The sequence below is a fragment of the Salinispirillum sp. LH 10-3-1 genome (assembly GCF_030643825.1).
GTDB lineage: Bacteria > Pseudomonadota > Gammaproteobacteria > Pseudomonadales > Natronospirillaceae > Salinispirillum.
Genome location: NZ_CP101717.1, coordinates 1,677,649 through 1,691,699, shown reverse-complemented (window position 1 = coordinate 1,691,699; position 14,051 = coordinate 1,677,649). Strand labels below are relative to the sequence as shown.

At 51.3% G+C, this 14,051-nt stretch carries 12 protein-coding genes; 2 read left to right on the top strand and 10 right to left on the bottom strand.

The genetic code is table 11. From position 1 onward, the window contains the following. Nucleotides 1–74: 74 nt before the first annotated feature. Genes NFC81_RS07435 through sdhC form a run of 4 tightly spaced genes read right to left on the bottom strand, consistent with a single transcriptional unit; the run spans nucleotide 75 to nucleotide 3,285 of the window. Nucleotides 75–782, bottom strand: a complete 708-nt coding sequence (locus NFC81_RS07435; RefSeq protein WP_304996898.1) for a succinate dehydrogenase iron-sulfur subunit — start codon at nucleotides 780–782, stop codon at nucleotides 75–77. 11 nt (nucleotides 783–793) lie between these two features. Further along, on the bottom strand, nucleotides 794–2,566 hold the full coding sequence (gene sdhA, locus NFC81_RS07430; protein ID WP_304996897.1) for a succinate dehydrogenase flavoprotein subunit: 1,773 nt from the start codon (nucleotides 2,564–2,566) through the stop codon (nucleotides 794–796). 3 nt (nucleotides 2,567–2,569) lie between these two features. After that, on the bottom strand, nucleotides 2,570–2,917 hold the full coding sequence (gene sdhD / locus NFC81_RS07425) for a succinate dehydrogenase, hydrophobic membrane anchor protein (protein ID WP_304996896.1): 348 nt from the start codon (nucleotides 2,915–2,917) through the stop codon (nucleotides 2,570–2,572). Then, nucleotides 2,911–3,285, bottom strand: coding sequence for a succinate dehydrogenase, cytochrome b556 subunit (gene sdhC, locus NFC81_RS07420; RefSeq protein ID WP_370529901.1), 375 nt, complete (start codon nucleotides 3,283–3,285; stop codon nucleotides 2,911–2,913). Before sdhC ends, sdhD begins: the two co-directional genes overlap by 7 nt. Nucleotides 3,286–3,706: 421 nt before the next feature. Between sdhC and gltA the strand changes: the two genes are divergently transcribed. After that, nucleotides 3,707–4,984 (top strand): citrate synthase, encoded by a 1,278-nt coding sequence (gltA, locus tag NFC81_RS07415; RefSeq protein ID WP_304996894.1) that lies wholly within the window; start codon nucleotides 3,707–3,709, stop codon nucleotides 4,982–4,984. Between the two features lie 115 nt (nucleotides 4,985–5,099). On the opposite strand, the gene topA is transcribed toward gltA, so the two are convergent. Continuing rightward, complete coding sequence (topA, locus tag NFC81_RS07410; RefSeq protein ID WP_304996893.1) at nucleotides 5,100–7,790, bottom strand: type I DNA topoisomerase; 2,691 nt, start codon at nucleotides 7,788–7,790, stop codon at nucleotides 5,100–5,102. Between the two features lie 149 nt (nucleotides 7,791–7,939). Between topA and NFC81_RS07405 the strand changes: the two genes are divergently transcribed. After that, on the top strand, nucleotides 7,940–8,785 hold the full coding sequence (locus NFC81_RS07405) for a hypothetical protein (protein ID WP_304996892.1): 846 nt from the start codon (nucleotides 7,940–7,942) through the stop codon (nucleotides 8,783–8,785). Between the two features lie 11 nt (nucleotides 8,786–8,796). On the opposite strand, the gene NFC81_RS07400 is transcribed toward NFC81_RS07405, so the two are convergent. The 5 genes from NFC81_RS07400 to NFC81_RS07380 form a co-directional block, all read right to left on the bottom strand. Further along, nucleotides 8,797–9,018, bottom strand: coding sequence for a DUF1653 domain-containing protein (locus tag NFC81_RS07400; protein WP_304996891.1), 222 nt, complete (start codon nucleotides 9,016–9,018; stop codon nucleotides 8,797–8,799). A gap of 206 nt (nucleotides 9,019–9,224) precedes the next feature. Beyond that, nucleotides 9,225–10,406, bottom strand: a complete 1,182-nt coding sequence (gene fadA, locus NFC81_RS07395; RefSeq protein ID WP_304996890.1) for an acetyl-CoA C-acyltransferase FadA — start codon at nucleotides 10,404–10,406, stop codon at nucleotides 9,225–9,227. A gap of 12 nt (nucleotides 10,407–10,418) precedes the next feature. Next, a complete protein-coding gene (gene fadB / locus NFC81_RS07390) occupies nucleotides 10,419–12,572 on the bottom strand; it encodes a fatty acid oxidation complex subunit alpha FadB (RefSeq protein ID WP_304996889.1) in 2,154 nt (717 codons plus the stop codon). A gap of 184 nt (nucleotides 12,573–12,756) precedes the next feature. Beyond that, complete coding sequence (locus tag NFC81_RS07385) at nucleotides 12,757–13,260, bottom strand: hypothetical protein (RefSeq protein WP_304996888.1); 504 nt, start codon at nucleotides 13,258–13,260, stop codon at nucleotides 12,757–12,759. Then, nucleotides 13,257–13,961, bottom strand: coding sequence for a hypothetical protein (locus NFC81_RS07380; RefSeq protein ID WP_304996887.1), 705 nt, complete (start codon nucleotides 13,959–13,961; stop codon nucleotides 13,257–13,259). Before NFC81_RS07380 ends, NFC81_RS07385 begins: the two co-directional genes overlap by 4 nt. Between the last annotated feature and the right edge of the window lie 90 nt (nucleotides 13,962–14,051).

Here is a 14,051-nt window from a genome sequence, read left to right as displayed (position 1 = left end):
AATAGCAATAAAGGCAGCTTCGTCCATGCGATGCCTGCCTGTATCCATCCTTAGACCTAAAAAGAAAGCGACCCTTAGGTCGCATTCTTCAATAACATAGAACGGATATGCCCGATAGCACGAGTGGGATTCAATCCCTTCGGGCAAACGTTCACACAGTTCATGATACCGCGGCAGCGAAAAACACTGAACGGATCATCCAGTTCACTCAAACGCTCTGCGGTAGCAGTATCACGCGAATCGGCAAGAAAACGATACGCCTGCAACAAGCCAGCAGGCCCGATGAACTTTTCGGGGTTCCACCAAAATGACGGGCAAGACGTTGAGCAACACGCACAGAGTATACACTCATATAGGCCATCAAGCTTGGCGCGGTCTTCTGGGGACTGCAAACGCTCAATGGCAGGCGCTGGTGTATTGTTTTGCAAATACGGTTTGATCTTCTCATATTGCTGGTAGAACAAAGACATATCAATCACCAGGTCACGCACAACCGGCAGACCAGGTAGCGGGCGCAGAACCAACTTACTCTTGCCGTGCATGGCTTCAGAGATAGGCGTGATACAAGCCAAGCCGTTCTTACCGTTGATGTTCATGCCATCAGAACCGCACACACCTTCACGGCATGAGCGACGGTAGGACATGGTAACGTCTTGTTCTTTCAACATGTTCAAGACGTCCAACACCATCATGTCTTTGCCTTCTGGCAGTTCAATGGTGTAGTCCTGCATGTAAGGCTTTTTATCCGTTTCCGGATTATAACGATAAACTGATACCTGCATGCTGATAACTCCTAGTAAGACCGTACCATGGGTTCAAATTTATCCATCGTCTTCGGTGCAAAGTTGACGCCCCGTTTCTTCACGCTGCGATCCTGCGGGAAGTAAAGGGTATGGCACAGCCAGTTTTCATCATCACGCTCGGTGAAGTCTTCACGGGCATGAGCACCACGACTCTCGGTACGCACTTCAGCAGAAACCGCCGTTGCCTCTGCTACTTCTAACAAGTTATACAGCTCCAACGCTTCGATTCGCGCGGTGTTGAACGCCTTGCTAGAATCAGCCAGCGCGACATTTTCCACGCGTGCCCGCAACTCTTCCAGCATCTTACGCCCTTTCTGCATGTTGTCGCCTTGGCGGAACACCCCGAAGTACAGTTGCATAGTGCGCTGCAGTTCTTTACGCACCTCAGCAACGCTTTCACCGGTCTTACGCGCTTCCAGCTTATTCAAACGATCCATCGAGGCATCAATGTCGCTCTGGCTAGCAGCGCGGTTGTCATAGCCTTCACGCAGTGACTTCTCAATCTGCAGGCCAGCAGCGCGACCAAAGACCACCAAGTCGAGCAAGGAGTTACCGCCGAGGCGGTTAGCGCCATGTACCGATACACAGGCCGCTTCACCACAAGCGTACAGACCTTCAACCACGACATCATTGCCCTGCGCATCTTGTGTCAACGCTTGGCCGCCGATGTTCGTCGGAATACCGCCCATCATATAGTGGCAAGTAGGAACCACAGGAATCGGCTCTTTTACTGGATCGGCGTGCGCGAAGGTACGCGACAACTCTAAAATACCGGGCAGTTTTTCGTTCAGAACTTTCTCACCCAAGTGATCCAGCTTCAGGTAAACGTGATCGCCGTCAGGACCACAACCACGACCTTCCAAAATTTCCAGAATCATCGACCGGGCTACTACGTCACGACCCGCCAAATCTTTCGCTGTGGGCGCATAACGCTCCATGAAGCGCTCGCCGTCTTTGTTGACCAGATAACCACCTTCACCACGGCAGCCTTCGGTTACCAAAGTACCAGCGCCTGCGATGCCGGTTGGGTGGAACTGCCACATTTCCATGTCTTGGACAGGGAATCCAGCACGCAACGCCATACCAATGCCGTCACCGGTGTTGATCAACGCGTTGGTTGTTGAAGCATAAATACGACCAGCACCACCAGTCGCAAACACAGTCGCTTTGGCCTTAATGTAAACTGTTTCACCGGTTTCGATACAAATCGCGGTGCAGCCAACAACCGCATTGTCTTGGTTCTTCACCAGATCTACTGCATACCACTCGTTCAAAAACTGAGTGCCGGCTTTCAGGTTGCCCTGATACAGCGTGTGCAGCAGCGCGTGACCGGTACGGTCGGCAGCAGCACAAGTACGTGCGGCCTGCCCGCCTTTACCGAAATCTTTTGACTGTCCACCGAAAGGACGCTGATAGATCCGACCATTTTCAGTACGTGAAAATGGTAGGCCCATGTGATCGAGTTCGAACACAGCTTGTGGGCCCACGCTACACATATACTCGATAGCTTCTTGGTCGCCGATGTAATCTGACCCCTTTACGGTGTCATACATGTGCCAGCGCCAATCGTCGTTCGGATCATCACTGGCAATGGCACAGGTGATACCACCTTGCGCAGAAACCGTGTGCGAACGCGTCGGGAATACTTTAGAGACCACAGCGGTCTTAACGCCGGACTGCGCCAACTGCAAAGCTGCGCGCATACCCGCACCACCACCACCAACGATGACGGCATCATATTCTAAGGTTCTGATATTAGTCATGTTCTATACACCCCATACTGCGTCAAAGGCCACCACAAAATAGACGAACAACACGAGGCCAAGTATGACAAGAAAGGCCAAACGCAGACCCGTTGACTTGATGTAGTCGGTCGCAACCGTCCACATACCGATCCAAGCGTGTGCGATTACCGCTAGAATCGTTAATAAGGTGAATAGTTTCATCCAGCCTTGCGCAAACAAGCCAGTCCAGGCTTCATAGGACCACTCAGGCTGCACCAAGAAATACGCCACCATAAATAGGGTATAAGCGGCGAGGACAACGGCGGATAAACGCTGGATTATCCAATCAGACAAACCGTTGCGACTGAAATTCGTGACACTGCTTACCATACCCAAACTCCTGCCAGTACAAAAAGAATAACGCTGATTACCAGAGTAATTTGAGCGCCCAGCTTACCGCCTTCTTTTGTTTCACCCAGGCCGCCATCCATTATTAAATGCTTGATACCTGCCACAAGGTGATATCCCAGTGAACACAGAAGGCCCCATGTAATAAATTTGGCCAAGCCATGATTCATTACTGCCTGCGCTGTCGCAAAATCCGCTGGAGAAGCCAGTGACTTATGCAGCATCCACACCATAAAGGCTGAGCCTATCAGCAAGAAAATGCCGGAAATTCGGTGCAAGATGGACGTTAACGCAGCGAGAGGGAGAGAGATCGTAGTTAGGTCTAGGTTTACAGGTCTGTCTGCTTTCACGGCTGAAGACACTCTCTTTTAGTTTTGTTAGTCGGCATGAAATTTATTAGGAACAGATTGTGTTCCAAAACCCATGCATGAGGGCTGAAAACGTGGGCGATTATAGTGTCCACCCTGCGCAATTACAAACCATCAAGACAAGTTTTCCCACGCTATTTATTAATAATGACTATAGAAACGAACTATGGCCGTGCACTTGCCTATTTGGTGTACACTCACGACGCATTGTGGTCGCACACAACACTAAAGTTTCGGAGCTAACCAGTAAAAAATTGACAAAATCAGCCCGACCTCTATAGTTGTGCGCATTTTTCACAGGTCTGTTGTTGTTTAGAATTAGACCATGGTATAAGAAGACACCGACTCGCCTGCTGAATACCATTCCACACTCACTCTTTTTTACCAAGCCTAAGGAGGCCGCATGACTGACCAGAAAGCGACCTTGATGATTGACGGCAAAGAGCCGATCGAACTACCTATCTATAGCGGCACAATGGGGCCAGACGTAGTAGATGTTCGTGGTTTGCTTAAGCACGGGTTGTTCACCTATGACCCAGGCTTTGTGTCGACAGCGTCTTGTGATTCCGAAATAACCTACATCGATGGTGACAAGGGCATTCTTCTGCATCGCGGCTACCCTATTGAGGAACTGGCGGACAACGCCGACTACCTTGAGACTTGCTACTTGTTGCTGTACGGCAACTTGCCGACGAAAGAAGAAAAGGCCAAGTTCAACCATATGATCATGCACCACACCATGGTGCACCAGCAGATCCATACCTTCTTTGATGGCTTCCGCCGCGACTCTCACCCGATGGCCATCATGGTGGCGGTGGTTGGAGCACTGGCAGCGTTCTACCATGACTCGCTGGACATTACCGACAAAGACCACCGCGAAATCACCGCCCATCGCCTGATTTCCAAGATGCCTACTCTGGCTGCGATGGTTTACAAATACTCAATCGGTCAGCCATTTACTTTCCCGCGCAATGACCTCGATTACGCGTCAAACTTCCTGCATATGATGTTTTCCAACCCATGTGAGGAGTATAAGGTGAACCCTGTTATGGCTGCGGCCATGGACAAGATCTTCATCTTGCACGCCGATCACGAGCAAAACGCCTCTACATCGACCGTGCGACTGACCGGCTCTACTGGGGCCAACCCCTTCGCGTGTATTTCTGCAGGCATTGCAGCGCTTTGGGGACCTGCTCATGGCGGCGCTAACGAAGCCGTACTGTCAATGCTGGAAGAAATTGGCGACGAGTCCAACATTGAAACCTACATCGCCAAAGCCAAAGACAAGAACGATCCGTTCCGTCTGATGGGATTTGGTCATCGGGTATACAAAAATTACGATCCACGTGCCAAGGTAATGAAAGCACACGCAGATGAAGTGTTGAAAGAGCTGGGTCAGGTAAACGATCCGCTGCTGAAAATAGCCATGAAGTTGGAAAAGATCGCTCTGGAAGACGAGTACTTCGTACAGAAGAAACTCTATCCTAACGTCGATTTCTATTCTGGCATCCTGTTGCGTGCCATGGGCATACCAACGTCCATGTTCACGGTGATTTTCGCGCTCGGCCGTACGGCCGGCTGGATTGCGCACTGGAAAGAGATGGTCGGTGGTGACTACCGCATTGGTCGCCCTCGCCAGCTGTATAAAGGCGAAACAGCGCGCCAGTATCCGAAGAAGTAACCAGGTAGGGCGGCGTGTTTACACCCGCCGATCCACTGGCATCCTCACAGAGGTGTAATGCCAGCATAAAAAAGCCACCCTAGGGTGGCTTTTTTGTATCCAAGCGGATCTCCTACTACGTTTTCGCCTTCGGCTTCGCTTTCGCTTTGGGTTTCGCTTTGGCCTTAGGCTTGGCTTTTGCCTTTGCCGGTGCAGCAGACTGCACCACCCACTTGCCATTCTCAAAGAACGCGCGCCAGCGAGTGTCTTTGCCGTCGACTTCTGTTGACAAGTAATGCTCCTGCGTCTTCCGACTGAAGCGGATCAACGTAGGATTGCCATCACCATCCTCCGTCGGACCACTGAACAAGAAGTCGTACTTTACGTCAACCTCAGCTTTATGCGGCATTATCTCGTGCAGATAAGGCGCACGCGTCTCGCGGTTCTTAGGGAACTGACTGGCTGCCAAAAACAAGCCTGCTGCACCATCACGCAATACATAGGTATCGTCCACCTTCTGGCATTGCAGTTCAGGCAATGGCACTGGATCCATTTTTGGCGGCGCAGGCTCACCGCTGCGCAACAGTTTGCGCGTGTTCTTACAGGCATCGTTAGTACAGTCAAAGTACTTACCAAAACGGCCGGTTTTTAACTGCATTTGCGAGCCGCACTTGTCGCATTCTAAGGTGGGTCCGTCGTAGCCTTTCAGGCGGAACTTACCGGCTTCGACTTGAAAACCATCGCAGTCTGGGTTGTTACCGCAGATGTGAATTTTGCGCTCTTCATCAATGATGTAAGCATCCATTGAGGAATCACACTTGTGACAACGACGCTTCTGGCGCAGCTCTTTTACTTCAGCTTCTTCGTCGTCCTGACCAACAAACTCGTCAGCAGAAACCAGATTTAAGGTCTGTTTGCAGCGTTCTTTGGGCGGTAAGTTATAGCCCGAACAGCCCAAAAACACACCAGTGGTTCCGGTCCGAATCATCATCTTCCGGCCACATGCTGGGCAGTCGATGTCGGTCAGCGTCGGCATATTACCGCGCATACCACCATCGTCTTGATCTGCTGTTTCCAAGCGGCCAGAAAAATCACGGTAGAAGTCGTTTAACTCCTGCTTCCAGTCGCGCTCGCCCTTAGCGACTTTATCCAACGCCTCTTCCATACGTGCCGTGAAGTCGTAATTCATCAGGTTAGAAAAGCTCTCTGACAAACGACCCGTGACAATTTCACCCATTTTTTCCGCATAGAAACGACGACTTTCCAGCTTCACATAGCCACGATCTTGGATCGTTGAAATGATGGAAGCATACGTAGATGGCCGTCCAATACCGCGTTTTTCGAGCTCTTTGACCAGCGTCGCTTCGGTAAAACGCGCGGGCGGCTTGGTGAAATGCTGCTGACTTTCAATGCTGCTGACGGTCAGCGTCTCGCCGACGGACACATCCGGCAGCTCCAGATCTTCGTTGCTCTTCGGCTGACTCATGACCCGCGTGTAGCCGTCAAACTTCAGAATCCGACCTTTGGCGCGGAGCTGATAGTCGCCTGCCGCCACCGTGATGGTAGAACTCAAGTATTGCGCCGGCACCATCTGGCAAGCAATGAAACGGCGCCAAATCAGGTCGTATAAACGCAAAGCGTCCTGCTCCATGCCTTGCAGTGCAGCAGAACGCATTGTGGCATCGGAAGGACGGATGGCCTCATGTGCTTCCTGAGCGGCGTCAGAGCTCGAGTAGCGTACAGGGTCACTCGGCAGGTAGGCAGCACCAAACTCGTCACCAATGAGCTTACGCGCCGATGCAACGGCATCGGCACTCAGGTTGGTTGAGTCTGTACGCATATAGGTAATGTAACCCGCTTCATACAAGCGCTGCGCCATCATCATGGTTTTCTTAACTGTGAAGCCCAGACGGTTACTGGCGGCTTGCTGTAACGTCGACGTAATAAAGGGGGCATTAGGGCGCGACTGAGTCGGTTTATCGGCCCGTTCAGACACCACAAGGTCGTATGAGCGCAGTTTCGCCTCATGGGCCCGCGTATCGGCTTCATTCGTTGGGCGGTACTCTTTATCACCTACGCGAGCGACCTTTAGCGGCAACTCGACACCAAGCCCAGTAATGGTTTCGGCCAGCGTATCCCAGTATTCTTCCGGGTTAAATTTGCGAATTTCTTGTTCTTTCTCAACGATCAACTTCACAGCAACACTTTGCACCCGTCCGGCAGACAGGCCACGCGCCACTTTTTTCCACAACAGCGGCGAAACCATGTAGCCGACGACGCGGTCAAGGAAGCGACGCGCTTGCTGGGCATTCACACGGCTGACATTCAGCTCACTGGGTTTAGCAAAAGCAGACTGAATCGCTTTTTTGGTGATCTCACTGAACACAACCCGCTTATAGGGCGCCACGTCACCAATGGCTTCCTTGAGGTGCCATGCAATGGCCTCCCCTTCGCGGTCCAAATCCGTTGCGAGATAGATTTGATCAGCGTCTTTCGCCAAGCGCTTAAGTTCGTCGACAACCTTTTCTTTGCCAGGCAGAATCTCGTAATGCGCCTGCCAATCATTTTCCGGGTCTACACCCATACGCGCGATGAGCTGCGAACGAGCTTTGTCTTTTTTGTACTGTTCTTTTTTGTCCGCGGGCATAGCACGGGTTTTCGCCGCTTGCTTCGCGCGCTCGGTGGCATCAACTGGTTTACTCTGGCCAGAGGTAGGCAAGTCTCGAATATGACCAACGCTCGACTTCACCACGAAACCGGGACCAAGGTATTTATTGATCGTCTTGGCTTTGGCCGGGGACTCAACGATTACTAAAGACTTTCCCATAAGGCTGTAATATCTGCTCGTATTAAATTTTGAAAAGGCCGGCGAGGTATAACGGTTTGATTCTCGCAGGTCAAGTGTTGTAAACGACTATTGTTTTTTCATGCTAGAATAAATCACTACAACGTCAAGCCTTCAGGAGTCGATGGCCGATGCTATGGTTTCTCGCTTTGTTCGTGTTCTTAATGATACTTGTGGGCGCTCTGTGGATGGGTCAGCTGTCTACAGACCGGTTTCAAGAAGACGTGCAACGTAAGCAGCGTGCGGGCCTGCTAAAGCGTCGTTGTGTAGAAATCGAGGAATTGACTACAAGCCTACTGAGATACGACAACAATGAAAACCTCGTCGTCGCAATCACCGAATTTTTAATCAGCGAAATCAAAAAACGTCACGACCTTATGCCTGACGATCCTGATATTCCAGGTGAGTTAGAACGCGCACAGCATCGCATTGACAACGTGTCTGAACTGGTTGGTAGGGGCGAAGTACACATCCCGACCAATGACTTTGAGATCGATGAGTTGCGCAAAGAAATAGGCCGCATTTTGAAGCTGATCAAAGTCATGTACCCGCAGGGCTTCTTTCTCGAAGAGGACTTCATGGCTCACACAAACCGCATGAAGACCCTACTACTGAAAACCGAAATCAACGCTTATGTGCAACAAGGCAAGGTCGCCCTCAAGCTCGGTGACCGCCTAACTGCGGCCTCCTATTTCAAGCACGCAAAGGAAAAGCTAGTGGCCAGTGAGCAGAGCTTTCCTGAGCGTACAGACATGGTGAAGCGCATTTCGAAAATGATCTCCAGCATCTATTCCACTGAGAAAGAGTTCGACAGCGTGACGGAAGCCATGCAGTCTGGTCGGTTTGACTTAAACCTCACTGGCGTTGCGCCTGATCAAGAGTCGAATGGCGATGCCAACAATGACGAGGGCAGCGATTCGACCGACAGCCCAGAAGCCACCGACGAAAAAGAGCCTGTAGAAACAACAAAAGCCTAGTTCGTAAGCCATCAGGCACGCTGAAAGCGTTTTATCTCTTTACCGTTCACAACAACCGTATCATTGAACATGGCGAGCGGGCGAACCCAAAAGCCAAGGTCGCCATACATGCATTGATAGTGCACCAACCACTCCTCGGTTTCAGAATGGCGCACCATACCCACTACACGGTACTCCCCTCCTTTATAGTGTCTGTATAAACCAGGTTCGGGTGAATTCTGAGGTTGTTGCATGGGATACCTTTATTTTACTTTCACACAGCTTTCATTATGGGCATAAAAAAGGCGGCTATCTACTAGCCGCCTTTTTATTGGACGCCACTAAGAACGTCGCGCGCGAAGTTATGGCCAGGCAAAATTTGCCGAGAACGCGCAGTTTACTATTAGTAAATGAGCATTTGAGACAAATTTTAACACCGCCATAACGAGCGCAGCTGTTATTAGCCGTCGAAACGCTCAATAACCGTGGAAATACCCTGCCCCAGACCAATACACATGGTCGCCAAGCCAAATTGACCGCCCTTCTCTTCCATAACGTTCAGTAACGTACCTGTGATACGCGCACCGCTACAGCCGAATGGGTGACCCAAGGCAATCGCGCCGCCGTGCAGGTTCACTTTGTCGGTCATCTTGTCCAGCACCTTCAAGTCTTTCAATACAGGCAATGCTTGCGCTGCGAAGGCTTCGTTCAGCTCGATGTAGTCGATGTCGTCAATGGTCATGCCTAACTGCTTCAATGCCTTCTTAGAAGCAGGCACAGGGCCATAACCCATGATCGACGGATCAACACCGGCCAAGGTCATAGCACGGATGACCGCACGTGGCTTAACACCCAGCTCTTGTGCTTTCTTCCAAGACATCACCAACATTGCTGACGCGCCGTCGCTGATCTGAGAAGACGTACCGGCTGTTACCGTGCCGCCCTTAGGATCAAACACAGGGCGCAATTCAGCTAGTTTCGCCACGGTGGTTTCCGGACGGATCGTTTCATCCTGTGTCAGCATGAATGGCGTGCCGTTTTCGTCGTGACCTTCGATGGGCTGAATTTCCTTCGCAAAGGCGCCTGACTCAGTGGCGGCCTGCGCCAACTGGTGCGAGCGATAAGCAAATTCATCTTGCGCTTCACGAGTGATACCGTGCATCTTGCCCAACAGCTCTGCTGTGAGGCCCATCATGCCGGCCGCTTTCGCTGCACGTTTACTCAATGCCGGGTTGGGATCAACACCGTGCATCATGTCCACGTGGCCCATGTGCTCAACGCCGCCGATCAGGAAGAAGTCGCCGTTGCCGGATTGAATACCCTGAGAAGCGATGTGCAAGGCAGACATGGAAGAACCACACAGACGGCTAACCGTTTGTGCCGGCACCGTATGCGGCACTTTTGTCATCAACTGCATCATCCGGGCCACGTTCCAGCCCTGTTCTTTAGTCTGGTTTACACAACCCCAGATGATGTCATCGATTTCCGATGGATCAAGGTTAGGGTTACGAGCCAGCAGGCCGTCTACCAGTTGTGCACTGAGGTTCTCAGCACGGGTGAAACGGAAACTGCCGCCCTTGGAGCGACCCATTGGCGTACGCAGAAAATCAACGATTACTGCATCATTTGGTTTCAAATTCATTGCTTACTCCCCTCAGGCATTCTTGTAGTAGGTTTCACCGTTAGCGGCCATTTCGCGCATGCGATCGGTTACGCGGTACAGTGCACCCAGGTCAGCCAGTTTGTCGGCGCGCTTGACGATCTCATCCAGACCCACTTCATCCATATACTTCAGGATGCCACCACGGAATGGAGGGAAACCAAGGCCATAGATCAGACCCATGTCGGCGTCTGCCGGTGAAGCAACGATCTTCTCTTCCAAGCACATGGCAACTTCAATGCACATTGGGATCATCATGCGATCGATGATGGCATCAGCTTCCAGTTCCTGCTTAGGACCGGCAACACTGCTCACCAACTTGATAGCCTCTTCGTCGACCGACTTCTTCTGCTTACCTTTCTTGTCCAGCGTGTAGGCATAGAAGCCCTTGCTGTTCTTTTGACCCAGTCGGCCTTCGTCATACATGACGTGCATGGCTGAACGGAAGTCTTGACCCATGCGCTCGGGGAAGCCTTCGGCCATAACGCTTTGAGCGTGTACGCCCGTATCCAGACCCACGACGTCCAGCAAATAAGCAGGACCCATTGGCCAACCGAAACGCTCCATGACCTTATCAATCGCTTGGAAATCTACACCGTCACGCACCAGCATGGCAAAGCCAGCGAAGTACGGGAACAATACGCGGTTTACGTAGAAGCCAGGGCAGTCGTTGACCACGATGGGTGATTTGCCCAGCTTCTTGGCATAGGCGACAACGGTTGCGATGGTTTCATCGGAGCTGTCTTTACCACGAATAACTTCTACCAACGGCATACGGTGCACTGGGTTGAAGAAGTGCATGCCGCAGAAGCGCGTAGGATCTTTCAGTGCGGTCGCCAAACTGTCGATAGAAATCGTCGAGGTGTTACTGGCGATGACGGCTTTCTCACCCACTTTGGTTTCAACTTCTGCTAATACCGCGTGCTTAACCTTGGGGTTTTCAACAACAGCTTCAACCACAACGTCAACTTGATCGAAGTCACCGTAGCTCAGCGTCGGACGAATGTCGTTGAGCACATTGGCCATGCCCATGATGTCCATCTTCTTACGTTCAACCTGCTTGCTCAACAACTTGGCCGCTTCATCCAGACCCAGTTTGATGCCAGCGTCATTGATGTCTTTCATGTAGATTGGCGTGCCTTTCGAGGCGCTCTGGTAAGCGATACCGCCACCCATAATGCCCGCGCCCAACACGGCAGCTTTGTTGACCGGGCGTGCCAGTTCTTCCCACTGTTTGGCGGTTTTCTTCAGGGCTTGGTCGTTCAGGAACAAGCCGACCAGGTTGCGAGCGACTGAACTGCGCGCTACCGTGGCAAAATTCTTTGCTTCTACCTTTAGCGCGTCATCGCGCTCCATACCGGCGTGCTTCTGGATGGTTTTAATGGCCAAAACAGGTGCTGGGTAGTTAGGACCAGCCTGACCAGCAACGAAGCCTTTGGCGGTCTCGAACGACATCATGCTTTCGATGCTGTTCAAGTGCAGCTTGCCGGTTTTCTCAGCACGGCGCGCTTTATAGTCAACAGAACCGTCGATGGCACGTTGCACCAAATCAATCGCCGCATCAAACAATTTGTCATTGTCCACAACCGCATTGACTGCGCCATCAGCCAGCGCGGCATCAGAACGCTTTTCACTGCCTGCGCAGATCCACTCAATGGAGTTGTCAGCGCCAATCAAGCGTGACAGACGCACGGTGCCGCCGAAACCGGGGAAGATACCCAGCTTAACTTCAGGCAGACCGACTTTGGCCTTAGGAGCCATCAAGCGGAAGTCGCAAGCCAAACAGAATTCGAAGCCACCACCCAACGCCAGACCATTGATGGCCACGGCGGTAGGGAACGGCAGATCTTCCAGACCATTGAAGATGGCGTTAGTTTGCAGGATACCGTCGATCAGCACATCTTCTTCCTGCTGAAACATGGTCAGGAATTCTGTGATGTCTGCACCCACAATGAAGGCTTCTTTGGCGCTGGTCGCGACCAAACCTTTAATGCCCGAGGTTGCGGCCATTGCTTTAACGGCAGCATCCAGCTCCAACAATGTCAGACGGTTAAACTTATTGACTGATTCGCCTTTCAGGTCAAAAACCATGTGCGCGATATTATCGCTACGCAGTTCCACCTGAATCGCATCACCCTGATAGATCATAAGGTTGCTCCGTTTTTGTGGTTTGTTGTGTCATTCTGACGCAAATGACGAAACAAACAAGTAATTTAAACGCTTGTTTGAATATAGGCGTAAACTGAGTTTTTTCCGCCTTGGAGTCAAACGAAAATCAGCGTCTGCAATCAGAAAATAGGGTTGTTCGGCCGAAAGGCTATTTTTAATGAAATTACTTCACAAAGAACTGGTCGCGAAATCTTTCCAGCAGGGTTTTCACCTCGACCACCTGTGCAGGACCGCCTCGCTCATCGAAACCGATGGCAACACCGTCTGGCAGTATAGCCAACAAATCGGTCCAGGGTGGCATTTGATCCAGCGCCGTATTAAGGCGCTCCAACTGCTTGCCAGTTAAACGATATTCCGGCTTTTCCCAGCGCCAACAATCCACTAGACCATAGCCCGATTCGCCTGTCGTGCGCAGCAAAATATACTCGGGTGCGCCCTTAATACGCGGCGCTCCCAACTTGTAAGCGGTGTATATTTTGTTCTTTTTATCAATCCGCCCTTCCAAACTGAGGTCTGGCGCAGTAATGCTGGTTACGCGCAGGCCCAAGGTAACGGCGTAAGCGCGTATTTCAGCAAGCCTTTTCTCCGCTTTACTGGGCATGACCCACAATAGAGAACCAGTCAAACTGAGTACAACTAGGGCAATAAAAAGGACGGTAAAAGTCATAGTTTCTCGTAAGGCGCTAGGTCAGTGGCTGCCAGAAAAGCAGGCCGGATTTTTTGCAGCTGGGTTTCCAGCGAATAAGACACACTGGATGCCATGGTGAAAAAACTGAGCAACGCTTTTAAATTTGAGTCACCCTGACAGGCTCCATGCACACGCTGCCACATAGCTTGGTTTACCAACTGCAGTTCCTTGTTCAGGTCGATCAGTCCTTCCAGTGACCAATCGGCTGAGTCCTTGTCATTGTGATGGAAGTACTGACGCAGCAAATAGGTACCCACGCTACGAATAATGAACTCGCGCTGTGAGGCAAACGGTAAATGTGTTACCGCCATGGGCTTCAGCTTACTCAATATCGGGCAGGCACAACTCGCCATCAGCAGCCCCATCAATGAACGCAGGCCCTCTTCTATTCCCGTATGTTTAAAATATTCGCGCTCTGGCGACTTCACCGTAATACTCGCTTTGCGCAGGGCTGGTAAAGTACTGAAGTCCTCAATGACCTTTTGCAAATCAACGGCCGCCGGGCATCGTTCATGCTCCTTGGCGCTGAGTGGACAATTAGTACACTGGTTATTACCCAGCAAGGTCCAGCTGGCAGGCTCTGCCGCTCGCGTGGTACTGACTTCTTCATGATCGGTGGCAATGATATACGACAGCACAGTGGCGCTGTCATCCAATGCAATAGAGTATTCTATGGCCATGTAACCTTCTTATTATTAATACTGGAAATTCTAGGGGCTATTTGGTCGCCCATCACCCCTACTCGCAACATCAATTTCCACATTCCTTAT

Bases quoted from the DNA above. Each gene is read 5' to 3' on its own strand.
- NFC81_RS07435 (WP_304996898.1), bottom strand. From the start codon at position 782: ATGCAGGTATCAGTTTATCGTTATAATCCGGAAACGGATAAAAAGCCT.
- sdhA (WP_304996897.1), bottom strand. From the start codon at position 2,566: ATGACTAATATCAGAACCTTAGAATATGATGCCGTCATCGTTGGTGGT.
- sdhD (WP_304996896.1), bottom strand. From the start codon at position 2,917: ATGGTAAGCAGTGTCACGAATTTCAGTCGCAACGGTTTGTCTGATTGG.
- gltA (WP_304996894.1), top strand. From the start codon at position 3,707: ATGACTGACCAGAAAGCGACCTTGATGATTGACGGCAAAGAGCCGATC.
- topA (WP_304996893.1), bottom strand. From the start codon at position 7,790: ATGGGAAAGTCTTTAGTAATCGTTGAGTCCCCGGCCAAAGCCAAGACG.
- NFC81_RS07405 (WP_304996892.1), top strand. From the start codon at position 7,940: ATGCTATGGTTTCTCGCTTTGTTCGTGTTCTTAATGATACTTGTGGGC.
- NFC81_RS07400 (WP_304996891.1), bottom strand. From the start codon at position 9,018: ATGCAACAACCTCAGAATTCACCCGAACCTGGTTTATACAGACACTAT.
- fadA (WP_304996890.1), bottom strand. From the start codon at position 10,406: ATGAATTTGAAACCAAATGATGCAGTAATCGTTGATTTTCTGCGTACG.
- fadB (WP_304996889.1), bottom strand. From the start codon at position 12,572: ATGATCTATCAGGGTGATGCGATTCAGGTGGAACTGCGTAGCGATAAT.
- NFC81_RS07385 (WP_304996888.1), bottom strand. From the start codon at position 13,260: ATGACTTTTACCGTCCTTTTTATTGCCCTAGTTGTACTCAGTTTGACT.
- NFC81_RS07380 (WP_304996887.1), bottom strand. From the start codon at position 13,961: ATGGCCATAGAATACTCTATTGCATTGGATGACAGCGCCACTGTGCTG.